This window comes from Paracoccus sp. S1E-3, assembly GCF_013868135.1.
Taxonomy (GTDB): domain Bacteria; phylum Pseudomonadota; class Alphaproteobacteria; order Rhodobacterales; family Rhodobacteraceae; genus Paracoccus.
Genome location: NZ_JACEMU010000004.1, coordinates 1,055,002 through 1,078,985, shown reverse-complemented (window position 1 = coordinate 1,078,985; position 23,984 = coordinate 1,055,002). Strand labels below are relative to the sequence as shown.

General features: G+C 65.8%; 21 protein-coding genes. 10 read left to right on the top strand and 11 right to left on the bottom strand.

Annotated features, from left to right (window positions below; genetic code table 11):
• The first annotated feature begins 5 nt into the window (after positions 1–5).
• A complete protein-coding gene (paaZ, locus tag H1S04_RS05350) occupies positions 6–2,054 on the top strand; it encodes a phenylacetic acid degradation bifunctional protein PaaZ (RefSeq protein ID WP_181744494.1) in 2,049 nt (682 codons plus the stop codon).
• A gap of 16 nt (positions 2,055–2,070) precedes the next feature.
• Here paaZ and H1S04_RS05345 read toward each other — a convergent pair whose 3' ends face one another.
• From H1S04_RS05345 to H1S04_RS05335, 3 genes are all read right to left on the bottom strand, one after another.
• On the bottom strand, positions 2,071–2,676 hold the full coding sequence (locus tag H1S04_RS05345; RefSeq protein WP_181744493.1) for an alpha-ketoglutarate-dependent dioxygenase AlkB: 606 nt from the start codon (positions 2,674–2,676) through the stop codon (positions 2,071–2,073).
• A gap of 55 nt (positions 2,677–2,731) precedes the next feature.
• A complete protein-coding gene (gene hchA, locus H1S04_RS05340) occupies positions 2,732–3,592 on the bottom strand; it encodes a glyoxalase III HchA (RefSeq protein ID WP_181744492.1) in 861 nt (286 codons plus the stop codon).
• Between the two features lie 145 nt (positions 3,593–3,737).
• Positions 3,738–4,496: a Bax inhibitor-1/YccA family protein gene (locus H1S04_RS05335; RefSeq protein ID WP_181744491.1), complete on the bottom strand. Its 759-nt coding sequence runs from the start codon at positions 4,494–4,496 to the stop codon at positions 3,738–3,740.
• Positions 4,497–4,998: 502 nt separating this feature from the next.
• Here H1S04_RS05335 and H1S04_RS05330 point away from each other — a divergent pair.
• From H1S04_RS05330 to mgtE, 3 genes are all read left to right on the top strand, one after another.
• Positions 4,999–5,358, top strand: a complete 360-nt coding sequence (locus H1S04_RS05330; protein WP_181744490.1) for a helix-turn-helix domain-containing protein — start codon at positions 4,999–5,001, stop codon at positions 5,356–5,358.
• Positions 5,359–5,439: 81 nt separating this feature from the next.
• A complete protein-coding gene (gene hisN / locus H1S04_RS05325) occupies positions 5,440–6,222 on the top strand; it encodes a histidinol-phosphatase (protein ID WP_181744489.1) in 783 nt (260 codons plus the stop codon).
• 91 nt (positions 6,223–6,313) lie between these two features.
• On the top strand, positions 6,314–7,756 hold the full coding sequence (gene mgtE / locus H1S04_RS05320; RefSeq protein WP_181744488.1) for a magnesium transporter: 1,443 nt from the start codon (positions 6,314–6,316) through the stop codon (positions 7,754–7,756).
• Positions 7,757–7,960: 204 nt separating this feature from the next.
• Here the strand turns inward: mgtE and H1S04_RS05315 are convergent, their stop codons facing one another.
• Complete coding sequence (locus tag H1S04_RS05315; RefSeq protein WP_181744487.1) at positions 7,961–9,847, bottom strand: propionyl-CoA synthetase; 1,887 nt, start codon at positions 9,845–9,847, stop codon at positions 7,961–7,963.
• A 108-nt stretch (positions 9,848–9,955) separates the two neighbouring features.
• Positions 9,956–12,235 carry an NADP-dependent malic enzyme gene (locus H1S04_RS05310; RefSeq protein ID WP_181744486.1) on the bottom strand — a complete coding sequence of 760 codons (2,280 nt, stop codon included), beginning with the start codon at positions 12,233–12,235 and terminating at the stop codon, positions 9,956–9,958.
• A gap of 186 nt (positions 12,236–12,421) precedes the next feature.
• On the opposite strand from H1S04_RS05310, the gene H1S04_RS05305 reads away from it, so the two are divergent.
• The 6 genes from H1S04_RS05305 to H1S04_RS05280 all read left to right on the top strand — a co-directional run bounded on the left by H1S04_RS05305 (position 12,422) and on the right by H1S04_RS05280 (position 18,266).
• The gene (locus tag H1S04_RS05305) at positions 12,422–12,871 is read left to right on the top strand and encodes a cytidine deaminase (protein WP_366521904.1); all 450 of its coding nucleotides are present in this window, start codon (positions 12,422–12,424) and stop codon (positions 12,869–12,871) included.
• Positions 12,868–14,226, top strand: a complete 1,359-nt coding sequence (locus H1S04_RS05300) for a thymidine phosphorylase (protein ID WP_181744484.1) — start codon at positions 12,868–12,870, stop codon at positions 14,224–14,226. Before H1S04_RS05305 ends, H1S04_RS05300 begins: the two co-directional genes overlap by 4 nt.
• Before the next feature lie 7 nt (positions 14,227–14,233).
• A complete protein-coding gene (locus H1S04_RS05295) occupies positions 14,234–15,412 on the top strand; it encodes a phosphopentomutase (RefSeq protein ID WP_181744483.1) in 1,179 nt (392 codons plus the stop codon).
• A 33-nt stretch (positions 15,413–15,445) separates the two neighbouring features.
• Positions 15,446–16,426, top strand: coding sequence for an adenosine deaminase (locus H1S04_RS05290; RefSeq protein ID WP_181744482.1), 981 nt, complete (start codon positions 15,446–15,448; stop codon positions 16,424–16,426).
• 64 nt (positions 16,427–16,490) lie between these two features.
• Positions 16,491–17,126, top strand: coding sequence for a uracil phosphoribosyltransferase (gene upp, locus H1S04_RS05285; protein ID WP_181744481.1), 636 nt, complete (start codon positions 16,491–16,493; stop codon positions 17,124–17,126).
• 63 nt (positions 17,127–17,189) lie between these two features.
• Complete coding sequence (locus H1S04_RS05280) at positions 17,190–18,266, top strand: SPOR domain-containing protein (RefSeq protein ID WP_181744480.1); 1,077 nt, start codon at positions 17,190–17,192, stop codon at positions 18,264–18,266.
• Between the two features lie 320 nt (positions 18,267–18,586).
• Here the strand turns inward: H1S04_RS05280 and kynU are convergent, their stop codons facing one another.
• From kynU to H1S04_RS05250, 6 genes are read right to left on the bottom strand one after another with little or no spacing between them, the layout of a single operon-like run.
• On the bottom strand, positions 18,587–19,777 hold the full coding sequence (gene kynU, locus H1S04_RS05275) for a kynureninase (protein WP_181744479.1): 1,191 nt from the start codon (positions 19,775–19,777) through the stop codon (positions 18,587–18,589).
• Entirely contained in the window at positions 19,774–20,607 is an 834-nt protein-coding gene (kynA, locus tag H1S04_RS05270; RefSeq protein ID WP_181744478.1) for a tryptophan 2,3-dioxygenase, read from the bottom strand. The genes kynU and kynA overlap by 4 nt, the downstream gene beginning before the upstream one ends.
• Before the next feature lie 41 nt (positions 20,608–20,648).
• Positions 20,649–21,335: an ABC transporter ATP-binding protein gene (locus tag H1S04_RS05265; protein ID WP_181744477.1), complete on the bottom strand. Its 687-nt coding sequence runs from the start codon at positions 21,333–21,335 to the stop codon at positions 20,649–20,651.
• Positions 21,332–22,081, bottom strand: a complete 750-nt coding sequence (locus H1S04_RS05260; protein ID WP_181744476.1) for an ABC transporter ATP-binding protein — start codon at positions 22,079–22,081, stop codon at positions 21,332–21,334. Before H1S04_RS05260 ends, H1S04_RS05265 begins: the two co-directional genes overlap by 4 nt.
• Positions 22,074–23,057: a branched-chain amino acid ABC transporter permease gene (locus H1S04_RS05255; protein ID WP_181744475.1), complete on the bottom strand. Its 984-nt coding sequence runs from the start codon at positions 23,055–23,057 to the stop codon at positions 22,074–22,076. Before H1S04_RS05255 ends, H1S04_RS05260 begins: the two co-directional genes overlap by 8 nt.
• Positions 23,054–23,974: a branched-chain amino acid ABC transporter permease gene (locus H1S04_RS05250; protein WP_181744474.1), complete on the bottom strand. Its 921-nt coding sequence runs from the start codon at positions 23,972–23,974 to the stop codon at positions 23,054–23,056. Before H1S04_RS05250 ends, H1S04_RS05255 begins: the two co-directional genes overlap by 4 nt.
• Between the last annotated feature and the right edge of the window lie 10 nt (positions 23,975–23,984).

Here is a 23,984-nt window from a genome sequence, read left to right as displayed (position 1 = left end):
ATGCGATGACTCTCCAGGACACGCCCCGCGTGCTGCAATCCTATGTCGGCGGCGCATGGCGCAGGGGCAGCCGCGACGGCAAGCCGCTGCTGAACGCCGCCACCGGCGAGGTGGTGGCGCTGATCGACGCATCGGGCCTCGATTACGGGGCGGCGCTGGAATACGGGCGCGAGAAGGGCGGGCCGGCCCTGCGCGCCATGACCATCCATCAGCGCGCCCTGATGCTGAAGGAAATCGGCCTGAAGCTGTTGGAGCAGAAGGAGGATTTCTACGCCGAAAGCCTGTGGACCGGGGCCACGCGCGCCGATGGCTGGGTCGATATCGAAGGCGGTATCGGCACGCTTCTGACGCTGGCCTCGAAGGCGCGGCGCGAACTGCCGAACGCGAAGATCATCCCCGACGGCGCGGTCGAGCCGCTGTCGAAGGATTCGAGCTTCTCGGGCCAGCATATCCTGACGCCCTTGCAGGGCGTGGCGATCCATATCAACGCCTTCAACTTCCCGATCTGGGGGATGCTGGAAAAGATCGCGCCGACGCTGATCGCGGGGATGCCCACCATCGTCAAGCCGGCCAGCCAGACGGCCTATCTGACCGAGCTGATGGTCCGCCGCATCGCCGCCATGGGCATCCTGCCCGAGGGGGCCTTGCAGCTGATCTCCGGCTCGGCCGGGGACATGCTGGACCATGTGACCTGTCAGGACGTGGTGACCTTCACCGGCTCCGCCGCGACCGGGCGGATGCTGAAGACCGCGCCCGCCGTGGTCGAGAACTCGGTCCGCTTCACGATGGAGGCGGACAGCCTGAACGCCTCGGTTCTGGGGCCGGATGCCGGGCCGGGGACCGAGGAATTCGATCTGTTCGTCCGCGAAATCCAGCGCGAGATCACCACCAAGGCGGGCCAGAAATGCACCGCTATCCGCCGCGCCATCGTGCCCGCCCAGCATGTGGATGCCGTGATCGCCGCGCTTGGCGAGAAGCTGGCGAAGAATGTCGCGGGCGATCCGGCGGTCGAAGGCACCCGCATGGGGCCGCTGGCCAGTCTGGAGCAGCGCGAGGAAGTCCGCGACCGCATCAAGGACCTGCAAGCCAGCGCCCGGATCGTGCTGGGCGACCCCGATGACGTGCGCGTCGCCTCGGGCGATGCCGAAAAAGGGGCGTTCATCAACCCGGTGGTGCTGCTGGCCGATGACCCGCTGAACGCGGCGGCCAATGATGTCGAGGCCTTCGGCCCGGTCGTCACCCTGATGCCTTATGACAGCGTGGATCAGGCCGTGGCGCTGACCCATCGCGGCAAAGGCTCGCTTGTGGCCTCGGTCTTCACCGATAGCCCGGAGGTCGCGCAGGAGATGGTGCTGGGCATGGCGCCCATGCATGGGCGCGTGTTGATCGGCAACCGGCGCTCGGCGAAGTCCTCGACCGGGCATGGCTCTCCGCTGGCGCCGTTGGTCCATGGCGGTCCGGGCCGCGCGGGCGGTGGCGAGGAGCTGGGCGGTATGCGCGCCGTGAAGCATTACATGCAGCGCACGGCCATCCAAGGCGCGCCGCGCCTGCTGAGCGCGGTCACCGGCATCTGGTCCGAGGGTGCTGATACCCGCGCGGGCATACACCCGTTCCGCAAATCCGTGGCGGAACTGCGCATCGGCGACCAGATCGTGACCGAGGCGCGCGAGGTGACCGAGGCGGATGTGGAACATTTCGCCCATTTCACCGGCGATACTTTCTATGCCCATATGGACAGCGAGGCCGCCAAGGCGAACCCGTTCTTCGATGACCGGGTGGCGCATGGCTATCTGATCGCGTCTTTCGCGGCGGGCCTGTTCGTCGATCCCGATCCGGGTCCGGTGCTGGCCAATTACGGCGTGGATAACCTGCGTTTCCTGACCCCGGTCTATTTTGGCGACACCCTGCGCGTGCGCCTGACCTGCAAGGAAATCAACCCGCGCGAGGGCGCGGGCCATGCCGAAGTCCGCTGGGATTGCCGCGTCACCAATCAGCGCGAGGAGGTCGTTGCCCAATATGACGTGCTGACCATGGTCGCAAAGGAATGGCCGTAACAGGCGAGGGCAGGGCTTAACCGTCCTGCCCCGGCACCTGATACTGCGCCAGATCGGCGGCCGGGTGGATTTCCAGCCCCGGCCGCAGGGTGCGGATGGTCAGGGACACGCGGGTTTCCTTGACCGGCGGCACATGATGCAGCCATTTGCTGCGCGCCGCGCCGGTCAGCGCATAGACCGACCGCCGCGCCACTGGCACGGTCAGGATCGGCTTGGCGTTCTTGGGGTTCGCGGGACGCAATTTCAGCGGCGCATCACTTTCCAGCGAGACCCCGAAAATCGCCTCGAACGGGCGCGAGTCGCGGTGCCAGGTGATCGACGCGCCGGGCGGATAGCGCGTCACCAGCAGCTCGGCCAGATCTCCGCGCGGGGTGCCGGTCAGCGCGGCCACCCGGTCCAGAACGGTGTTGAAGGCATCGGGAATCGGCGGGGCCTCGACGGCAATCTTGCGCTCGTAATCGAAATCCACGCCGAAATTGCGCACATGGCGCAGCGACGGATTGCCCTGAAAAACGAAGGGGCCGAGGTTCAGCGTCTCGATGAAAGCCAGCAGATCGGATTCCTCGGCCTCGGTCAGGGCGTCGGGGTAATAGGCGAAGCCTTCGGGCCAGTTCTCGCTCATGTCATGCTCGCGGGTAGGTCCGGGGCGCGCGCGTGTGACGGCCCCGGAGCAGGGGTTATTTTCCGGCTTCGGCCAGCAGCTCTGCCGCTGCCAATTGGCCAAGCGCATTGCCCGCCAGCGGGCTGTCGCCGGTCAGCATCTTGCGGTCCTTGTGCACGGCGCCCGAGATGTCCTTGTTCAGGATCTCGAAGCCCATCTTCTTCAGCTCCTCGCCGAATTTCCAGGTCAGGTGGCCGGGCATATAGCCGATGTCGGGCGTCTGCGCGTCCAGCGTGTCGGGGAAGGCGCAGATCTGATAGCCGCGGAAAAGATCGCTGTCCTCGCCCACCGCCAGAAACGCCGCCGGGCCGTGGCACAGCGAGATGACGAATTTGTCGTTCGCCTGCGCCCATTCCAGCGCGGCGGCCACATCCTCGCTTTCGGGCAGGCCGATCAGCGCGCCATGTCCGCCGGGGATGAAGACGCCGATATAATCGGAATCGGGGCCAAGCGTGTCGACCACATCGGCCAGTTTCAGCGGCTGCTTGATCTGGTCGCGATACTTGTCGAACAGGCCGGTGATTTCCTTGTCCTCGCGGGGCATGGCCCACAGCTCGAACTTGACCGGGTTGCCGGACAGGGTGGCGATGTCGAACTGAAAGCCCGCCTTGTCCATGTGATACATCGGCAGCAGCGTTTCGACCGGGTGGTTGCCGGTGGAAAACATCGTGCCGTTATCGGTCAGCAGGTAACGCTCGTCCGCGCCGATCACCAAGATCTTCCAACGCCCGCCGGTGTAGGCGTTCGGATAATCCGCCCCGCTGAGGTTCGACTTGGCCGAGGTGAACTGCCCCAGCGAATAGGGCGAGGGGAAGAAGGCGTTGTCCTCGGCCGGGTCGGGCTGGGGGCGCTTGTCGTCGGATTGGGGGGTGGTCATCGGATCCTCCTAAGCTGTCACAGGTCCAGCAGATCACGGCAAAGCTGCATTCACAATGAGGGTTATGACTTGCGGCGACGGACCGCCGGCCATGAAAAAGGCCCGCCAGATTGCGCTGGCGGGCCGGATGGTCATGTCCGAACGATCAGTTGTCGTTCGAGTTGCCCATGAATTGCAGCAGGAACATGAACAGGTTCAGGAAGTCCAGATACAGGTTCAGCGCACCCAGGATCGCAGTCTTGCCCAGGAATTCACGGTCGGAATGGGCCAGCTGGATATAGGTGTTCTTGATGTTCTGGGTGTCGAACGCGGTCAGGCCGGCGAAGATCAGCACCCCGATCACCGAGATCGCGAATTGCATCGCGCCCGATTGCAGGAAGATGTTCACGATCGAGGCGATAATCAGCCCGATCAGGCCCATCATCAGGAAAGACCCCATCCCCGACAGGTCACGCTTGGTGGTGTAGCCATACAGCGACAGACCGGCGAAGCCCGCGGCGGTGGCCACGAAGGTGGTGGTGATCGATACGCCGGTATAGCGCAGGAAGATCCAGCTCAGCGACGCGCCCATCAGCGCGGCGAAGCCGTAGAAAATGAAGGTCGCGGCCTGCGTGGACAGGCGGTAGACGGCGGCGCCAAAGGCGAAAACCACCAGCAGCGGCGCGAACATCAGGACCCATTTCAGCGGCGAGGTGTAAACCATGCGGCCGATCTCGGTCAGGGTTCCGTCAGGGCCGACCGCCAGCGAATGCAGACCATAGGCCGAGGCAGCAGTGACCAGCAGGCCGGTCGCCATGATGCCATAAACCTTGTTCATGTATTCGCGCAGACCCACATCAATCTGGGCGCGGGTAGCGGCACCCGTCCGGGCCTGGGCCTGACGCAGGGTGTCGTATTCAGCCATCAAACTCTCCATCAGTGGCATTGGCGGTGCGGGATGCACCGGTTGCATGACAATATTGGATCACAGACCGCCGAATACAACAACAACGCGGTAAAAATGCGACCTTTCGCGGCTGCCGGGACCCTGGGTCAGCTTCTCGCCTCAGGGGCGAAAACGTGCGGCAGACCCGGCATAGTTGCCCATACGTCACAGGTGTTAACCATGTGGAAAAAGATTAACGGCAGCCGCAACCAAGGGTTGGTTGCGGCGTTCACCTGCGCTGCGACCGCGGGGTATTTTCCCGGCTAGGATGAACGATTGATGAAATTCGAACCGATTCGCCTGAATTTCGTCCCAAAACGGGTCGAGACCGGCCGAAATCCGCCGGAAAAGCGGGTCGTACAAATTATGGTAATGCAAAAACCTGTCCTTTTGGACAACTCTAGCGTGTCGGCCAGATTTTCCCAGTCGCCACCGAAGGGACGAAGGGTGTATTACTCGCACAGATTGAGTGAGGTGTGGTATGAAGCACGAAGTTGACGTGCATGTGGGCACGCGGATCCGTCACCGCAGGTGGCTGATCGGCATGACGCAGCAACAGCTGGCAGATCAGGTCGGGATCAAGTTCCAGCAGATCCAGAAATATGAAACGGGCGCGAATCGCGTGTCGGCATCACGGCTGTGGGACATTGCCCGCGCGCTGGATGTGCCGATCAGCTTCTTCTTTGAAGGGCTGGCCGATGGGCGCGCCGATGCCGGGGTCGATGACGACATCCTGGCGAACAAGGAAGCGTTGCAGCTGATCCGCGCCTATTACGCCATGCCCGAGGCACAGCGCCGCCAGATCTTCGAACTGGCCCGCGTCCTTTCGCACGCCGCCTGACACCAGGCGGCCGGGCTGTCACGGGCAATTGTTCGCCCCGCCTGTTCCGCGCTACATATGGCGCGCAACAGGGGGCGAATGATGAATCATGATGAAATCTTTCTGACCGCGTCTGCGATGGCGGATGCCGCGCGCGGTCGGACCTTGCCGCTGTTTCGCAGCGCCGGACTGTCGCCCGACAACAAGCTGGCAACCGGATTCGACCCGGTGACCGAGGCCGACCGCGAGAGCGAGCGCGCCATGCGGGCCATTCTGGCCGAGCGTCGCCCGCAGGACGCCATCCTGGGCGAGGAATTCGGCATCCAACCCGGCACCAGCGGTCTGACCTGGGTGCTGGACCCGATTGACGGCACGCGCGCCTTCATCTCGGGCGCGCCCAGCTGGGGGACGCTGATCGGCCTGACCGACGCGGACGGCCCGGTTTACGGGGTTATCGACCAGCCCTTCACCGGTGAGCGCTTTGAAGGCGGACTGGGCCGCGCCCGTGTGACCGACCGTCAGGGCGAGAGGCCGCTGGCGGTCCGCCAAGGGGTGTCGCTGGCGCAGGCGACGCTGCTGTCCACCTTCCCCGAAATCGGCACCGAGGCGGAGCGGGCCGCCTTTCAGCGCGTGGCCAGCCGGGCGCGGCTGACGCGCTATGGGCTGGATTGCTACGGCTACGCGCTGCTGGCCCTGGGGCAGGTGGATCTGGTGATCGAGGCGGGCCTGCAGCCCTATGACATCGTGGCCCCCATCGCCGTGATCGAGGCCGCGGGCGGCGTCGTTACCGACTGGCAGGGTGGGGCGGCCCATGGCGGCGGCCAGGTGTTGGCCGCGGCGACGCCTGCGCTCCACGCCGCTGCGCTGGCGCTTCTGCGCGGCTAATCGCGTTGCCGCCGCCGGGCGGCTCGACTATGATCCGGCCGGGCGCGGATGCCCGCCATGTCGCCATCGCCAAGATCCGAAGGGGGTGTCCATGCCGGACGAACCGCAGCGTCCCGATTTGCCCGAGAACGAGCCCAAATCGCCGCGCAAGCCTGATCTGCCCGAGGTCGAGCCGGCGACGGATGACGACGATTTCGTGCCCTCACGGGCGCTGATCGATCAGATCCGCGACGCCATCGACGACGAGGATCCGGCCCGGCTAGACGCCCTGCTGGAGCCGATGCACGCCGCCGATATCGCTGACGTGATCGAAAACCTGTCACCGGCGCGGCGGCGGCGGTTCCTGTCCCTGTGGTCAGGCGAGATCGATGGCGACATCCTGTCCGAGATCGACGAATCGATCCGCGACGAGGTGGTCGAGCAGATGCCCAAGGCCGTGCTGGCCGAGGCCGTCCGCGAGATGGACAGCGACGATATCGTCGAACTGATCGAGGAACTGGACGAGCCCGAACAGCGCAAGGTTCTGGACGCGCTCGACGAATCCGACCGCGCGGCGGTCGAGCAGTCGCTGACCTATCCCGAATATTCCGCCGGCCGGATGATGCAGTCCGAGGTGGTGACCGCGCCCGAGCACTGGACCGTCGGCGAAACCATCGACTTCCTGCGCCGCGACGACGACCTGCCCGACCAGTTCTATCACGTGGTGCTGGTCGATCCGCGCCGCCGTCCGGTCGGCTATGTCGCGCTCGGCCGCTTGCTCTCCGCGCGTCGGGACACCGCGATGCGCGACCTGACCGAGGACAGCTTCCGCCCGATCAGCGCCTTCGCGGACGAGGCCGATGTCGCCTATGCCTTCAACCAGTATCATCTGATCTCCGAGCCGGTTGTGGATGAACATGACCGGCTGGTCGGCGTCATCACCATCGACGATGCGATGGAGGTTCTGGATGACGAGCACGAGGAAGATATCCTGCGTCTGGCGGGGGTCGGCGACGATTCCTCGATTTCGGACAGCGTGCTGGAAACGGTGCGGCAACGTGTGCCCTGGCTGACGATCAATATCATCACCGCGATTCTGGCGGCGAGCGTCATCTCGTTCTTCGAAGGGTCGATTGCCCGGCTGGTGGCGCTCGCCGTGCTCATGCCCATCGTCGCCTCGATGGGGGGGAATGCCGGGACGCAGACGCTGACCGTGGTGGTGCGCGGTCTTGCGACGAAAAGCCTGACGCCCTCGAACACCTGGCGCATCATCCGACGGGAGGCGGTGGTCGGGCTGATCAATGGGACCACCTTTGCGGTGATTCTGGGAGTTATTACCTATATCTGGTTCCGCGAGCCGGGACTCAGTTGGGTGATCGCGGTCGCCATGATCATCAACCTGACGGTCGCCGCCCTGGGCGGCGTGCTGGTGCCGCTGACGCTGAACCGGCTCGGCGCAGACCCGGCGCTCGCCTCGGGGACGTTTGTGACCACGGTGACGGATATGGTTGGATTTTTTGCCTTTCTCGGTCTGGCCACGCTGGTCCTGCTTTAGCCACCCACGGTCGTTAACCCAATCTTAACGAAAAATTCCTTGATTTAAGGCGATCCCTCAAGCAATTTGGGCCGCGTAGACCCACGAACACAACATCTGGTGGGAATTTCGACCACTGGGAATGAACGGGCGCAGGCAGGGATCATCTTGACAGGCCATCCCGTCCGCATCGCGCGGGCGGGATGTTCCGTTGCCGACACGTGCCTAGCCGCGCGGCAGGTCGCGCAACAGGGCAGTGATTTCGTCCAGCACAGCGGGGTCGTCAATCGTAGGGGGCAACTTGTAATCCTCGCCATCGGCGATCTTGGCCATGGTCGCGCGCAGGATCTTTCCCGACCGGGTTTTTGGCAGCCGATCCACCACAACGGCCTGCTTGAACGCCGCGACGGGGCCGATATCGTCGCGCACCATCGCCACCACCTCGCGGACGATCTGGTCGGGCGCAGTGGCGGCCCCCTTCTTAAGGCATAGAAACCCCAGCGGAGCCTGCCCTTTCAGCGCGTCGCTGACCCCGATCACCGCGCATTCGGCCACATCCGGGTGACGAGCCAGGATCTCCTCCATGGCGCCGGTGGACAGGCGATGGCCAGCCACGTTGATCACATCGTCGGTGCGCGCCATGACGTAGAGATAGCCGTCCTCGTCCAGATACCCGGCATCGCCGGTCTCGTAATAGCCGGGGAAATGCGAAAGGTAGGACTTTCGATATCGCTCCTCGGCATTCCACAGACCCGACAGGGTGCCCGGCGGTAAAGGCAGTTTGATTGCAATCGCGCCCAACGTGCCGGGCGGGACGGGCTGTCCGCTTTCGTCCAGCACCTGCACGTCATAGCCGGGCATGGGCACGGCCGGGCTGCCCAGCTTGACCGGCAATTCCTCGATTCCCAAGGGGTTCGCGGCAATCGCCCAGCCGGTTTCGGTCTGCCACCAATGGTCGATCACCGGGACGCCCAGATGCCGCTGCGCCCATTCGATGGTGTCGGGGTCGGCGCGTTCCCCGGCGAGAAACAGCGCCTGCAGGTCGTGCAGCTTGTAGCGGCGGATATATTCACCGTCGGGGTCCTCGCGCCGGATCGCGCGGATGGCGGTCGGGGCGGTGAAGAAGCTTTTGATGCGGTTGTTCTGGATCGTGCGCCAGAACACCCCGGCATGCGGGGTGCCGACGGGCTTGCCCTCGAACACCACGGTCTGCGCGCCCACGATCAGCGGACCGTAGCAGATATAGCTGTGGCCCACGACCCAACCCACATCCGATGCCGCCCAGAAGCGATCGCCCGCACCGATCTTGTAGATATTCTCCATCGACCAGGCGAGCGCCACCAGATGGCCGGCGGTCGGGCGCACCACGCCCTTGGGCTGGCCGGTCGTGCCCGACGTATAGAGGATATAGGCTGGGTGATTGCCCTCGACCGGGACGCATTCGACCGGTTCGATGCCGTATTGAAAGCCGTACCAGCTGACATCGCGGCCCTCGATCAGCTTGGCGATATCTTCGTCGCGCTGGAAGATGACGCAGAAGTCGGGCTTGTGGCGGGCAGCTTCGATCGCCTGATCGAGCAGCGGCTTGTAATGGACCACCCGGCCCGGCTCCAATCCGGCCGAGGCCGCGATGATCGCCTTGGGCTGGGCGTCGTCGATGCGGACGGCCAGCTCATTGGCGGCGAAACCGCCGAACACGACCGAGTGGATGGCGCCCAGTCGCGCGCAGGCCAGCATCGCCTCGATCGCCTGCGGGATCATCGGCATATAGATGATGACCCGGTCGCCCTTTTCGATGCCCCGCGCGCGCAAGGCGCCGGCCAGCGTGGCCACGCGCTTCTGCAGCTCGGCATAGGTGATGCCCTTGGTCGCATGGGTGATCGGGCTGTCGTGATAGATGGCGATCTGGTCGCCGCGCCCGGCCGCGACATGGCGATCGACGCAGTTCCAGCAGGTGTTCACCAAACCGTCCGAGAACCACTCATGGATGGGCGCGTTTTCGTCGAACAGTGCCTTGGAGGGCGGCCGCACCCAGTCGATGGCGTCCGCCGCCTGCATCCAGAAAGCTTCCGGATCGGCTTTCCAAGTTTCGTAAACCTCGCGGTAACCCATCTGCATTCCTCCCAACTCTCGCGCGAAGGTTAGGCGAGCAGGGTAGGTGGAGGCAATTGGGGGCGGCGGATGCGGCGAGACGCCGCATCCGCGCGCTTTACCGGCGCCTTACTGGTAATGTGCGACCGGCGTGCCGGCGATGGCCGACATGTTCAGCAGCCCGCGCGCGGTGATCGAGGGGGTGACGATATGGGCGCGGTTGCCCATGCCCATCAGGATCGGTCCGACCTCCAGCCCGTTTGCCTTGTGTTTCAGGATGTTGCGCACGCCGGATGCGGCGTCGGTGCTGGAAAAGATCAGGATATTCGCCGCCCCCTCCAGCTTCGAGGCCGGGAAGATCCTCGACCGGATTTCCGGGTCGAGCGCAGCGTCGACATGCATTTCACCGTCGAAATTGAAATCGACCTCGCGGTTTTCCAGGATCTGCATCGCGGCCCGCATCCGCCGCCCGGAATCGGTGTCGAGATTGCCGAACTGCGAATGACTGCACAGCGCCACATGCGGCACCAGCCCGAAGCGGCGGACATGGCGCGCGGCACCGATCGCCGACAGCGCGATCTGTTCCGGCGTCGGATGATTGTTCACCTGGGTGTCGGCGATGAACAGCGGCCCGTCTTCAAGGATGATCATCGACAGCGCGCCCTGCGGCGAAAGGCCATCGCGGCCCAGCACTTGCTCGATGTAATTCAGATGCCAGCTATACTGCCCGAAGGTGCCGCAGATCATGCTGTCGGCCTCGCCCCGGTGCACCATGACCGCTCCGATGGCGGTGGTATTGGTGCGCATGATGGCGCGGGCCAGATCGGGTGTCACCCCGCGCCGGGCCATCAGATCGTGATAGGTTTCCCAGTATTCGCGGTAGCGCGAGTCGCTTTCCGGGTTCACGATCTGGAAATCCTTGTCCGGCCGGATCGGCAGGCCGGCGCGTTCGGCGCGCATCTCGATCACCTCGGGACGGCCGATCAGGATCGGCTTGTCGGTGGTTTCTTCCAGCATCGCATTGGCCGCGCGCAGCACGCGTTCGTCCTCGCCCTCGGCGAAGACGATGTTGCGCGCCGCCAGCGCCGAGGCTTCGAAGACCGGCCGCATGATCAGCGCCGAGCGGAAGACCGAGCCGTCGAGCTTGCGTTTGTAGGCGTTCAGATCCTCGATCGGCCGGGTGGCGACGCCCGATTCCATCGCCGCTTTGGCAACCGCGGTCGAAACCACCCCGATCAGTCGCGGATCGAAGGGCTTCGGGATCAGGTAGTCCGGGCCAAAGGTTAGCGTCTCGCCGCGATAGGCCGCTGCCGCCTCGGCTGCCGTCGTGGCGCGGGCAAGGGCGGCGATGCCCTCGATGCAGGCCAGTTGCATCTCGTCATTGATCTGCGTGGCGCCGACATCCAGCGCGCCCCGGAAGATGAAGGGAAAACACAGGACGTTATTGACCTGATTGGGAAAATCGCTGCGCCCGGTGGCGATCACCGCATCGGGCGCGACCTCCAGCACCTCCTCGGGCATGATCTCGGGCGTGGGGTTCGCCAGCGCGAAGATCACCGGACGGGCGGCCATTCTGGCGACCATCTCTTTCTTCAGCACGCCCGGCCCGGACAGGCCAAGGAACATGTCGGCACCTTCGATCACCTGATCCAGGCTGCGCAGGTCGCTTTTCTGGGCATAGGCCGCCTTCTGCGGGTTCATATCCTCGGCCCGGCCCTCATAGACCAGCCCGTGAAGATCGCAGAGCCAGACATTCTCACGTTTCACGCCCAGCTTCAGCAGCATGTTCAGGCAGGCAATCCCCGCCGCGCCGCCGCCGGTCGAGACGATCTTGATCTCCTCGAACTTCTTGCCGACCACGCGCAGCGCATTGGTCGCGGCGGCGCCGACGACAATGGCGGTGCCGTGCTGATCGTCGTGGAACACGGGGATGTTCATCTTCTCGCGGCACAGCTTCTCGACGATGAAGCATTCCGGCGCCTTGATATCCTCCAGATTGATGGCGCCAAAGCTCGGCTCCAGGCTCTGAACGATGGCGGCCAGCTTCTCGGGGTCGGATTCGGCGATTTCCAGGTCGAAGCAGTCGATATTGGCGAATTTCTTGAACAGGACCGCCTTGCCCTCCATCACCGGTTTCGACGCCAGCGGACCGATATTGCCCAGGCCCAGCACTGCCGTGCCGTTCGAGACCACCGCCACCAGATTGCCCCGCGCAGTGTAGCGGGCGGCATCGGCGGGGTTGTTCTTGATCTCGATACAGGCCTCGGCCACGCCGGGGCTATAGGCGCGCGACAGGTCGCGGCCATTGGCCAGGGGCTTGGTGGCCCGGATCTCCAGCTTACCGGGACGCGGGAATTCGTGATATTCCAGCGCCGAGAGGCGCGCCTTGTCCTGCCGCTGTTCTTCCATCTTCGCCCCCGCTGTCCCGCGCCCCTTCCGGGCGGCCAAGGGGCGCCGCCCGTGCCGCGTCCCGCCGGCCGCAGATCGCGGCGCGCCATGGTTCAGCGTTAAACCAGTTTGCCGGGGCCATCACAAGACTGCCCGGCCTGAAGCAGTTTCTGCCCGAAGCTGATTGTCGCGGCTGCTGCGTCTTGCATCCGTGACCGGGCGCGCGCAAATTCGCCCGATCAGTTTCGGAGATCCGCCATGTCCCTTCTCGACGCCGCCCGCGAGGTCCGCGAGGCCGCCTATGCGCCCTATTCCAATTTCAAGGTGGGCGCTGCGGTGCGCGGCAAATCCGGCGCGATCTATCGCGGCTGCAACGTGGAAAACGTGGCCTATCCCGAAGGCACCTGCGCCGAAGCGGGCGCCATCGCCGCCATGGTCGCGGCGGGCGAGACGGAACTGGTCGAGGTCGCCGTAATCGCCGGATCGCCCACACCCGTGCCCCCCTGTGGCGGTTGCCGTCAGAAGCTGGCCGAATTCGGCCGGGGCGAGACGCCAGTGCTGTTGGCCACCACCGGCGGCGCCACCATGGCGACCACCATTGGCGAACTGCTGCCGGGCCGCTTCGATGCGGGCCATATGGAGGGGGCGCAGTCGTGACCCCCGACGCCGTGGGTGGGGCCCATCCTGTCGATCCGCGCCCGGTCATCGCACGGGTGCGCGATGGCGGTGGGCTGGATCAGGCCGGCGCCTCGCTGATCGCGGCCGGCCTGTCCGATGGCAGCCTGTCCGATGCGCAGGCCGGTGCTTTCGCAATGGCGGTGCTGACGCGCGGCCTGTCGACCGAGGGGCGAGCCGCGCTGACGCGCGCGATGCGCGATTCCGGTCATGTGATGCGCTGGGATCTGCCCGGCGCGGTGGTCGACAAGCACTCGACCGGCGGGATCGGTGACGTGGTGTCGCTGGTCCTCGCCCCGGTGCTGGCGGCCTGCGGGGCCTATGTGCCGATGATTTCCGGCCGCGGGCTTGGCCATACCGGCGGCACGCTGGACAAGCTGGAGGCGATCCCCGGCTATGACTGCGACCTGAGCGAGGCGCGGTTTCGCGAATTGGTGCGTGACGTCGGCTGCGCAATCGTTGCGGCCTCGGGCGATCTGGCCCCGGCCGATCGCCGCCTTTACGCCATCCGGGACGAAGCTGCCGCCGTCCAGTCGGTCGATCTGATCACCGCCTCCATCCTGTCGAAGAAACTGGCCGCCGGCCTGGATGCGCTGGTGCTGGATGTCAAATCGGGCTCGGGTGCGTTCCTGCAGTCGCAACAGGAAGCGGCGGAGCTTGGACAGGCGCTGGTGTCGACCGCCAACGCGGCCGGTTGCCGAACCTCGGCGCTGATCACCGATATGGATCAGCCGCTGGCGCGCGCCGCCGGGAACGCGCTGGAAGTGGCCGAGGCCATCGCCTGCCTGCGCGGCGCCCCGTCGGCCCTGCGCGATCTGACGCTGGCACTCGCGGCCGAAGCCTTGGGGCTGACGGGGCGGGACGATGCGCTGGCGCGTGCCGCCGAGGCGCTCGATTCCGGTCGCGCTGCGGAAATTTTCGCCCGCATGGTCGTGGGGCAAAGCGGCCCGGCCGATCTGATCGATGCGCCGCAAAAGCATCTTTCCCCGGCGCCGGTCATTCGGCCTGTTCCCGCGCCGGACGGTTTTGTGACGCGTATCGATGGCACCGCCCTTGGCAATGCGGTGATCGCGCTTGGCGGCGGTCGGGTCCGCGCTGGCGACGCCATTGACCACCGGGTCGGCCTGTCCGATCTGCGCCGCCTCACCGAGCCGACCGAGAAGGTGCTGGGCTTCGTGCATGCCGCCTCTGACAGCGATGCCGATGCCGCCATTGCCGCCGTGCAGGCGGCTTACCGGATCGCGCCCGACCGGCCGGAGGCAGGCCCGCTGCTGCGCGGCCACATTGCGCAGCCCTCCGCAGACGCGCAGAGCATGCGCCAGCAAACAAGGAGCTGAGGCCAACATGTCGCGTGCCTTTCTGGTGGTGATGGACTCCGTGGGTATCGGCGGCGCACCCGACGCCGACCGCTTTTTCAATGACGGCCGCCCCGATACCGGCAGCAACACCGTGCTGCACATGGCCGAGGCGGGTCCCCTGCACCTGCCGAACCTCGACCGCCTGGGGCTTGGTGCGGCGATCAGGCTGACCTCGGGGCGCGCGGCGCGCGGTCTCGATGCCACACCCGAAGGGCTGTGGGGCGCGGCTACTGAGATCTCGCCCGGAAAGGACACGCCTTCGGGGCATTGGGAAATCGCCGGTGTCCCGGTGCCTTGGGACTGGCACTATTTCCCCGACACCCAGCCGGCCTTTCCGCCCGAAATCACCGCCCGCGTCTGCGAACTGGCCGGAACCGAGGGCATTCTGGGCAACAAGCACGCTTCCGGCACGGTGATCCTTGACGAATTGGGCGAGGCGCATCTGCAAACGGGCTGGCCGATCTGCTATACCTCTGCCGACAGCGTCTTTCAGATCGCCGCGCATGAGGATGCCTTCGGTCTCGACCGCCTGCTGAAATTGTGCGCGGATCTCGCGCCCACGCTGCACGCCATGCGCGTGGGCCGGGTGATCGCGCGCCCCTTTATCGGCACGCCCGGCCATTTCGCCCGCACGCCCAACCGCCGCGATTACGCCATCGCCCCGCCTTCCGAGACGATCCTCGACATCGCCGCCAAGGCCGGGCGCGAGACCCATGCGATCGGCAAGATCGGCGATATCTTCAGCCATCGCGGCATCGGCACGCTGCACAAGGGCAAATCCGACGCCGATCTGGCCGAACATCTTCTGCGCCTGATCGACCATGCCGGTCCCGGCAGCCTGACCTTCGCCAATTTCGTCGAATTCGACAGCCTGTATGGCCACCGACGCGACCTTCCCGGCTATGCCCGGCAGCTGGAATGGTTCGATACCGTTGTGGGTCGGACGATCGCCCGTCTGCAACCGGGCGATCTGATCCTGTTCACCGCCGATCACGGAAATGATCCGTCCTGGACCGGAACCGATCATACGCGGGAACGTGTGCCCGTTCTGGGGGCAGGTCTGGGCGCGCGCGCCATCGGCAATGTCGGCTTTTCCGATATCGGCGCCAGCGTCGCGGCCCATCTGGGACTCGATGCGCCGAAACATGGCACCAGCTTTCTCTGACCTCCTCGCTCTGATTCGCAGGATTATCATCCGATGAAAGACTTAAAGAAGATTGAACTGCATCTGCATCTCGAAGGTGCGGCCCCGCCGGCCTTCATCCGGGGGCTGGCAGCGGAGAAGAATATTGACCTGCCTTCGATCTTCGATGCGCGGGGGCATTACGTCTACAAGGATTTCAACGACTTCCTGCGCGTCTACGAGGCTGCGACCGCGGCCATCAAGTCGCCGCAGGACTATGCCCGGCTGCTGCGCGAGGTGCTCCAGAACGGTGCCGAGCAGGGGGCGATCTATACCGAGCTTTTCGTCTCGCCCGAGTTCTGCGGCGGTGGCGACCTGTCCGCCTGGCGCGAATACCTGGCGGCGATGACCGAGGTCGCGGCCGAGATGTCGGCCGAGGGGATCCACAGCCGCGCCATCCTGACGGCGATCCGCCATTTCGGCCCCGAGCGCGCCCGCAAGACCGCGATCTGCGCGGCCGAAACCGGCAGCGCCGACGGCTCGGGCTGGGTGACGGGCTTCGGGATGGGCGGGGCCGAGGCCATGGGCCGCGCGCAGGATTATGCGTGGAGCTTCGATTGCGCGCGAGAGGCGGGGTTGGGCCTGACCTCTCACGCGGGGGAGTGGGGCGGCCCGCAATCCGTTCGCGATACTCTGACGCTCGGCGTGACGCGCCTCGGCCACGGTGTCGGCGCCATCGAGGATCCGGCGCTCATCCGCGAACTGGCCGATCGCGGCACCGTGCTGGAGGTTTGCCCCGGTTCCAATGTCGCGCTTGGCCTCTATCCCGACTGGGCCAGCCACCCGATTGCAAGGCTGGCCGATGCGGGGGTGAAGGTCACCATCTCGACCGACGATCCGCCCTTCTTCCACACCACACTGGCGCATGAATATGACCGGCTCGCCGATGCTTTTGGCTGGGCCGAACCCGAATTCGCCGAACTGAACCGGACCGCCGCCGAGGCGGCCTTCTGTGACGAAAACACCCGCGCCCGCCTGCGCGCCGCCTTTGCGTAACGGCTGGACAGGTCGGCTTCAGACCCTGTACCCCGCGGGAGACCCCAATCATCGGAGTGACGCCATGACCGCCCCGCACCTCACCATCGTCGATCACCCGCTGGTGCAGCACAAGCTGACGCTGATGCGCGACAAGAGCACCTCGACCGCCGGTTTTCGGCAGCTCCTGCGCGAGATCAGCCTGCTGCTGGCCTATGAGATCACCCGCGAATTGCCCGTGACCACCCAGCGGATCGAGACGCCGCTGCAAGCGATGGATGCCCCCGTGCTGGAGGGCAAGAAGCTGGCGCTGGTGTCGATTCTGCGCGCCGGGAACGGTCTGATGGATGGGATTCTCGAACTGATCCCTTCAGCCCGCGTGGGCTTCGTAGGACTGTATCGCGACCCCGAGACCTTGCAGCCGGTGCAGTATTATTCAAAGCTTCCCAAGGAGTTGGATGCCCGCATGACGATCGTGGTCGATCCGATGCTGGCGACGGGGAATTCCTCGGCGGCGGCGATCGACCTCATCAAGGCGGCGGGGGCCACGAATATCCGCTTCCTGTGCCTGCTGGCCTCGCCCGAGGGGGTCGCGCGTATGGCCGAGGCGCATCCCGATGTGCCGATCGTCACGGCATCGCTGGACGAAAGGCTGGATGATCACGGCTATATCGTGCCGGGTCTGGGCGATGCGGGCGACCGGATGTTCGGCACCAAGTAAGGCATTAACCGGCTGGTAAGCCGCTTTCGCTAGAACGGCCGAAACGACTGATTCGGCGGGACGATGCGACAACTGGTGCTTTTCGGGCTGTTCTGGGCAATGGGGGCGGCACTGGCTGCGGCCGCTGGCGGTCGCCCGGCTGAACTGCCCCCCGCCGATTTTCCCGGCACGCAATATATCGACAGCGCCGGCTGCGTCTTTGACCGCTCCGGGCGGGACTGGGCCGCGAAATTGGGGGATGACGGTGCCCCCCTTTGCGGCTTTCCCCCCAGCCGCTCGGCCTGGATATCGAACCAGGCGGCCGCCACCCCTGCAGCCACATTGGACGCCATCGAGCGCGATCTGACGATTTCTCTGGTAGAGGCCGGGGGCAGCGGGATCGATCTTTCAGCAGCCGCGGCGACCATTGCGGGCGCGGGCGTGACAGCGAGTGGCGCGGCACCGCAGTCGCTCGCAGCGCGTGAGGTGCCGGAAACGCCGGAAGCAGTGCCCGACCTCGGCATCGGGGCCGAAATCAGCCGCGCGCTGCGCGCCGAACCGGCGATGGCCGCCCGTATGGCAGCGTCAACCGCACCGACGGGGCGCCTTTGCGAGCTTCTCGGGCTCGGGTCTGCCGGAGCGATCGGGCGCGCGCTCGGGGCCGATCCGACGCTCGGCTATTGTGCGGGGCTGGCGGCGTCGCCTTTACCCGGCGCGCAGACGGCGCGCGGCTCCAGGCGTCGTGGCGAGGGTAGGGGGATAGCGGTGGCGCATGCCGGGAAGAGCATCGCGCCAGAATACGGTGCGCCGGCAAGGGCCCCGAATCCCGTCGAGGGGCGAGGCGTCGCGGTCCGACCGTCTGCCGGGGCGACTGCCGCTGGCCAAGGGAAAGGGGCGGATACGGCGCCCTCGGCACAGGTCGGTCAGGAACGGATTGCGGCGACGGCCCGCTATGTGCAGATCGGCCAGTTCAGCCCGGATGGCGTCACCGCCACCATCGCGGCACTTCGGGCCATGGGCTATCCGGTCGCACGCCAGACCCAGCCGGGCGAGGGCGGTCGCAGGATCATTCTCGCCGGGCCCTTCGAGACCCGAGAGCGTCTGATCGCCGCGCTGGATCGCTTGCGCAGGGCGGGTTATGCTGGTTCCTTTGCGCGTTAGGTCGCGGGCAGTCCCGATCCGGCCATGGGTTCACCTGCAAGGCGTCGTGGGCCGAAATCCGTGTTCGCTGGCGTCCCGGCAACGGGATACGGGATCCGGCTCCCATCAGATTGCTGGCGCAGGCAGTGATCCCGTGAGGGACGTTCCGAGACCCCATCGCCTCCGGCTTGGCGTCGCAGCGGGTTTCGGCGCGGGGTGACGAGCTTGCGATGGCTCATGCCGGCTGTGGTCGGCCCTTTCGGGTCAGGGGGGGCGCCGCAGGCCGGAAATTCGGCCGTGCCGGCGAAACTGGGTTGTTGGCCGGGGCGCGGGCGACGCGATCAGGTCACGCGGCCCTGGCGCCGATAGGCCGCGTCGTCCCAAAGCCGGTCGTCCATCACTTCGGCCATGACGGTGGCAGCCCGGCGGATGTCGTCTTCGTCCAGATAAAGCGGCGTGATGCCGAAGCGCATGATGTCGGGGGCACGGAAATCGCCGATCACCCCGCGTGCGATCAGCGCCTGCATCGCCGCATAGCCGTGTTCGAATGCGAAGGAGACCTGGCTGCCCCGCGCCTGCGGATCGCGCGGACTGGCGAGCGTGAGGGCCGGGCATTTCGCCTCCACCTCGGCGATGAACAGCTCGGACAGGGCGATCTGGGTGGCGCGCAGATCGGCCATGTCGACCCCGTCCCACGCCTCCAGCGCCACCTCCAGCGCCGACATCTGCAGAACGGGCGGCGTGCCGACGCGCATCCGCTCGATCCCCTGTGCGGGACGGTAACCCAGTTCGAAGGCGAAGGGCGCATCATGGCCCATCCAGCCCGACAGCGCAGGCCGGGTCTGATCGGCGAGGTCGGGGCGGATATAGATGAAGGCCGGCGCGCCGGGACCGCCATTGAGGTATTTATAGGTGCAGCCGACGGCGAATTCACAGCCCGATGCGGCCAGATCCACCGGCACTGCGCCGGCGCTGTGGGCGAGATCCCAGATCATCACCGCACCCGCCGCGTGGGCGCGGGCGGTAATGGCGGCCATGTCATGCATCCGGCCGCTGCGGTAATCGACCTGAGTGATCATCACCGCCGCGACCTCCTCGGTGATGGCGTTCTCGACCGCTTCGGGGGCAACGACGCGCAGCTCATGGCCATGGTCCAACTGACGGATCAGCCCCTCGGCCATATAGAGATCGGTCGGAAAATTGCCGCTGTCGGACAGGATCACGCGGCGGTCGGGCCGCATCGCCAGCGCCGCCGATAACGCCTGATAGACCTTGATCGACAGGGTGTCGCCCATGACGACGGACCCCTCGGGCGCGCCGACCAGCGGCGCGATCCTGTTGCCGACGCGCAGCGGCTGTTCCATCCAGCCGTCAACATTCCAGCCGGTGATCAGGTGCTGGCCCCATTCGGTGCCGATCACCCGCGCCAGATGCGGCCCGACCGCGCGCGGCAGCGGACCCAGCGAATTGCCGTCAAGATAGATCACCCCAGTGGGCAGATCGAACAGATGCTTGCGGGGGAGGGTCGTCATAGCTGACCTCGCACTTGCCAGAGTTCCGGGAAAAGCTCGACCTCGAGCATGCGGCGCAGGTAAGCCACCCCGCTGGTGCCCCCGGTGCCGCGCTTCATGCCGATGATGCGTTCGACGGTGGTGACGTGATTGAAGCGCCAGCGGCGGAAATAATCCTCCAGATCCACCAGCTTTTCGGCCAGCTCGTAAAGCGACCAGTATTCCTGCGGGTTCTGGTAAACGCGCTTCCACGCTGCCAGTACCTCGGGGTTGGTGACATGGGGCTGATCCATCGGCTGATCCGACAGGTCCAGGTTCAGCCCAGTCTGTTCGGCAAGCGCCGCCACCGCCACCCGGTAGAGCGAGGGGGTCGCGATTTCGTCCTCCAGCATCTGATGCAGTTCGGGACGGTGTTCGTGGACCTTCATCATCGCCCGGTTGCGATTGCCGAGCATGAACTCGATCAGCCGGTATTGATGCGACTGAAAGCCGGATGACGCGCCCAGATCATCGCGCAGCGCCGAATATTCGCTGGGGGTCATGGTGCGCAGCACATCCCAGGCGTTGTTCAGCTGCTCGAAGATACGAGCCACGCGGGTCAGCATCTTGAAGGCCGGTCGGAAATGGCCCTGCTGCAATTCGTGCCGGGCAGCGGCGAGTTCGAACAGCACCAGCCGCATCCACAGCTCGGAGGTCTGATGCTGGATGATGAACAGCATCTCGTCATGCGCCTTGGAAAGACGATGCTGGGCGCCCAGGATCTGATCCAGCGCCAGATAGTCGACATAGCTCATGTCCTTTTCGAAGGACATTTGCGCGCCCTCGCGGGCGGGGTCGTAAGGGTCAGTCATGGCAGGGGCCTACCAATAATGCGGCGTCGCGCGCCGGGCTATCATACACCAATCAGTCTTTCTGAAATATCGGGCGTCAGATCGGCCATCGGGCCCGCCCAGACGGTGGTTCCGCGTTGCAGCACCACGGCGCGGTCGGAAATGCCCGACAACTCCTTCAGCGATTTGTCGATCAACAGGATCGCCATGCCGGATTCGGCCTTCAGCCGGGCGATGGCGGTCCAGATCTCCTGCCGGATGATCGGGGCGAGACCCTCGGTCGCCTCATCAAGGATCAGCAGGCGCGGATTGGTCATCAGCGCCCGCCCGATGGCCAGCATCTGCTGCTCGCCCCCCGAGAGCGAGGCCGCGTTCTGCCCCCGCCGCTCGCCCAGACGCGGGAACAGCCCGGCGACGCGGCCCATGTCCCAGGGGCCGGGACGGGCGGCGACGATCAGGTTTTCGCGCACGCTCAGGTCGCGAAAACAGCGCCGGCCTTCGGGCACCAGTCCGATGCCCAGACGCGCGGCGCGGTCGCTGGACAGTCGGTGCAGGTCCTGACCGGCAAAGCGCAGCCCCCCGGCCGAGGCGATCATGCGGCAGATCGCCTTGACGGTGGTGGTCTTACCCATGCCGTTGCGACCCATCAACGCCACCACCTCGCCCTCGTTCACGGTCAGATCGACGCTGAACAGCGCCTGACTGACCCCGTAGGAGGCGGTCAGCCCCGCGATTTCCAGAATGCTCATGCCTCCTCCCCGAGATAGGCCTCGCGCACTTCGGCGCTGGCGCGGATGTCACGGGCGCTGCCGGTGGCGATGACGCGGCCATACACCAGCACGCTGATGCGGTCCGCCAGCGCAAAGACCGCGTCCATGTCGTGTTCGACCAGCAGGATCGGGGCCTCGGCACGCAACCCGTCCAGAAAGCGTGTCAACAGGGCGGATCCTTCCGCGCCGAGGCCGGCCATGGGTTCGTCCATGATGAAGGCCTTGGGGTCCAGCGTCAGCGCCACCGCGACTTCCAGCTGGCGGCGTTGGCCATGGCTGAGATTGGCGGTGCGCATGTGCATGTGGTCGGCCAGACCGACGCGGCGCAGACTGTCCTCGGCGCGGGCGCGCAGATCGGCATCGGCATGCGCCGGGCGCCAGAAGCGCCAGGGCCGTCCCGAATGGCCAAGCGCGCCCAGCATGGCGTTCTGCAGGACCGAATCCTCCATCGCCAGTGCCGAGATCTGGAACGTCCGGCCCAAGCCCGCGCGGGAGCGGGCGGCGATGCCCTCTGCGGTGACGTCGCGGCCCAGCAGACGGACGGAGCCGCTGTCGGGGCGCAATCCGCCGCAGATCTGGTGGATCAGGGTCGATTTGCCGGCGCCGTTGGGTCCGATGATGGCGTGGATTTCCCCCGGCCGCAGGTCGATCGAGATGCCGTCGCTGGCCCGCAGCGCGCCGAAGCTTTTGGTCAGGTCATGGGTGGCGAGAACGGGTTCAGTCATGGCCGACCCCCTTGGGCGCGATCAGCCCGACCACACCGCCGCGCGCGAACAGCACGATCAACAGCAGGATCACCCCCAGCCAGATCTGCCAGAACGCGGTCAGGCCGCCCAGCAGCTGTTCCAGCGCGACGAAGATCGCCGCGCCCACCACCGGCCCGATCAGCCGGCCGACGCCGCCAAGAATGACCAGCACCATCAGTTCTCCCGAAAGTTGCCAGCTGAACATGGTCGGGCTGACGAAGCGGTTGAGATCGGCGTAAAGCGCGCCCGCCAGCCCGGTGATCGCGCCCGAGATGACGAAGGCCAGCAGCTTCAGCCGCATCGGCGACAGACCGACGGTTTCCACCCGAACCGGCACCTGCCGCGCGGCGTTCAACGCCAGCCCGAACGGCGACCGTGCCAGCCGGTCGCTGAACAGCAGCACCAGACACAGGACCGCGAAGCAGATGCCGAAGAACTGGATCGGGTCCAGCATGTTCAGTCCCGGAAAGCCGTTGCGGATGTAGATGGACAGCCCGTCCTCGCCGCCATAGGCAGCCCAGGAGATGGAGAAATAGTAGAACATCTGCCCGAAAGCCAAGGTGATCATGATGAAATACACCCCGCTGGTGCGCAGCGACAAAAGCCCGATTACCAGCGCCGCCAGCGCCGAAACCGCGATGGCCGTCAGCCAGATGACCGGCATCGACTTGCTGCCGGCGATGGTCAGGGGCCCCAACTCCAGCGGGGCAAAGTTCTGCGCGTGAAAGGCGAGGATGCCCATCGCATAGCCGCCAAGCCCGAAGAAAACCGCATGGCCGAGGCTGACCAGCCCGCCGAGGCCCAGGGCGATGTTCAGCCCGGCGGCGGCGAGGGCGAGGATCACCACCTTGGTCAGCACGGTGATTGTGAAGGACTGATCGGCCAGCCGGGCAAGCAGCGCCAGCGCCAGCAGCAGCGCCAGCACGCCGAGGTTCAGATAGCGTTCCCGGATCATGCGCGCGCCCCGAAAAGCCCTGTCGGGCGCCAGATCAGCACGAGGCTCATCAGGATATAGATCGACATCGACGCCAGCGAGGCGCCGGCCGATTGCGCCGTCGCGGGATCGGTGAACAGTTTGAACAGCTCGGGCAGGAAGATGCCGCCCAGGGTGCTGGTCAGCCCAACCAGCAGGGCGCCCACGAAAGCGCCCTTGATCGACCCGATGCCACCGATGACGATGACCACGAAGGCGAGGATCAGCACCGGCTCTCCCATGCCGACCTGCACCGACTGGATGGTGCCGACAAGCGCCCCCGCCAGCCCCGCCAGAGCCGCGCCAAGCGCGAAGATCAGCGTGTAAAGCTTTGAAATGTCGATGCCGAGCGCGGCGATCATCTCGCGGTCGTTTTCGCCGGCGCGGATCTGGATGCCCAGCCGGGTACGCTCGATCAGCCACCACAGCCCCAGCCAGACCAGCAGCCCGACGGCGATCAGCGCCAGCCGGTACAGCGGATACTGGATGCCGCCGGGCAAGGCGACGGGGCCGGCCAGCCACGAAGGGATGTTCAGATAGAGCGGCAGCGAGCCGAAGATCCAGCGCGTGCCTTCCGAGAAGATCAGGATCAGCGCGAAGGTGGCGAGCACCTGATCCAGATGGTCGCGGGCGTAAAGCCTGCGGATCACCGCCATTTCGACGAGGGCCCCGGTCAGGGCGGCGGCGGCCATCGCCGCCGCCAGCGCCAGCAGGAACGAGCCGGTGGCCCCAGCCACCGTCGCGGCGGCGAAGGCGCCGATCATGTAAAGCGAGCCGTGCGCGAGGTTGATCAGCCCCATGACCCCGAAGATCAGGGTCAGACCCGCGGCCATCAGGAACAGCATGACGCCGAATTGCAGGCCGTTCAGCACCTGCTCGATGATGAGGATTGTGGACATGGCGCAGTTG

Bases quoted from the DNA above. Each gene is read 5' to 3' on its own strand.
- H1S04_RS05255 (WP_181744475.1), bottom strand. From the start codon at position 23,057: ATGATCCGGGAACGCTATCTGAACCTCGGCGTGCTGGCGCTGCTGCTG.
- hisN (WP_181744489.1), top strand. From the start codon at position 5,440: ATGAATCATGATGAAATCTTTCTGACCGCGTCTGCGATGGCGGATGCC.
- hchA (WP_181744492.1), bottom strand. From the start codon at position 3,592: ATGACCACCCCCCAATCCGACGACAAGCGCCCCCAGCCCGACCCGGCC.
- H1S04_RS05315 (WP_181744487.1), bottom strand. From the start codon at position 9,847: ATGGGTTACCGCGAGGTTTACGAAACTTGGAAAGCCGATCCGGAAGCT.
- H1S04_RS05345 (WP_181744493.1), bottom strand. From the start codon at position 2,676: ATGAGCGAGAACTGGCCCGAAGGCTTCGCCTATTACCCCGACGCCCTG.
- H1S04_RS05310 (WP_181744486.1), bottom strand. From the start codon at position 12,235: ATGGAAGAACAGCGGCAGGACAAGGCGCGCCTCTCGGCGCTGGAATAT.
- H1S04_RS05250 (WP_181744474.1), bottom strand. From the start codon at position 23,974: ATGTCCACAATCCTCATCATCGAGCAGGTGCTGAACGGCCTGCAATTC.
- H1S04_RS05335 (WP_181744491.1), bottom strand. From the start codon at position 4,496: ATGGCTGAATACGACACCCTGCGTCAGGCCCAGGCCCGGACGGGTGCC.
- paaZ (WP_181744494.1), top strand. From the start codon at position 6: ATGACTCTCCAGGACACGCCCCGCGTGCTGCAATCCTATGTCGGCGGC.
- kynU (WP_181744479.1), bottom strand. From the start codon at position 19,777: ATGACGACCCTCCCCCGCAAGCATCTGTTCGATCTGCCCACTGGGGTG.
- H1S04_RS05290 (WP_181744482.1), top strand. From the start codon at position 15,446: ATGAAAGACTTAAAGAAGATTGAACTGCATCTGCATCTCGAAGGTGCG.
- H1S04_RS05260 (WP_181744476.1), bottom strand. From the start codon at position 22,081: ATGACTGAACCCGTTCTCGCCACCCATGACCTGACCAAAAGCTTCGGC.
- H1S04_RS05295 (WP_181744483.1), top strand. From the start codon at position 14,234: ATGTCGCGTGCCTTTCTGGTGGTGATGGACTCCGTGGGTATCGGCGGC.
- H1S04_RS05330 (WP_181744490.1), top strand. From the start codon at position 4,999: ATGAAGCACGAAGTTGACGTGCATGTGGGCACGCGGATCCGTCACCGC.
- H1S04_RS05265 (WP_181744477.1), bottom strand. From the start codon at position 21,335: ATGAGCATTCTGGAAATCGCGGGGCTGACCGCCTCCTACGGGGTCAGT.
- H1S04_RS05280 (WP_181744480.1), top strand. From the start codon at position 17,190: ATGCGACAACTGGTGCTTTTCGGGCTGTTCTGGGCAATGGGGGCGGCA.
- mgtE (WP_181744488.1), top strand. From the start codon at position 6,314: ATGCCGGACGAACCGCAGCGTCCCGATTTGCCCGAGAACGAGCCCAAA.
- kynA (WP_181744478.1), bottom strand. From the start codon at position 20,607: ATGACTGACCCTTACGACCCCGCCCGCGAGGGCGCGCAAATGTCCTTC.
- upp (WP_181744481.1), top strand. From the start codon at position 16,491: ATGACCGCCCCGCACCTCACCATCGTCGATCACCCGCTGGTGCAGCAC.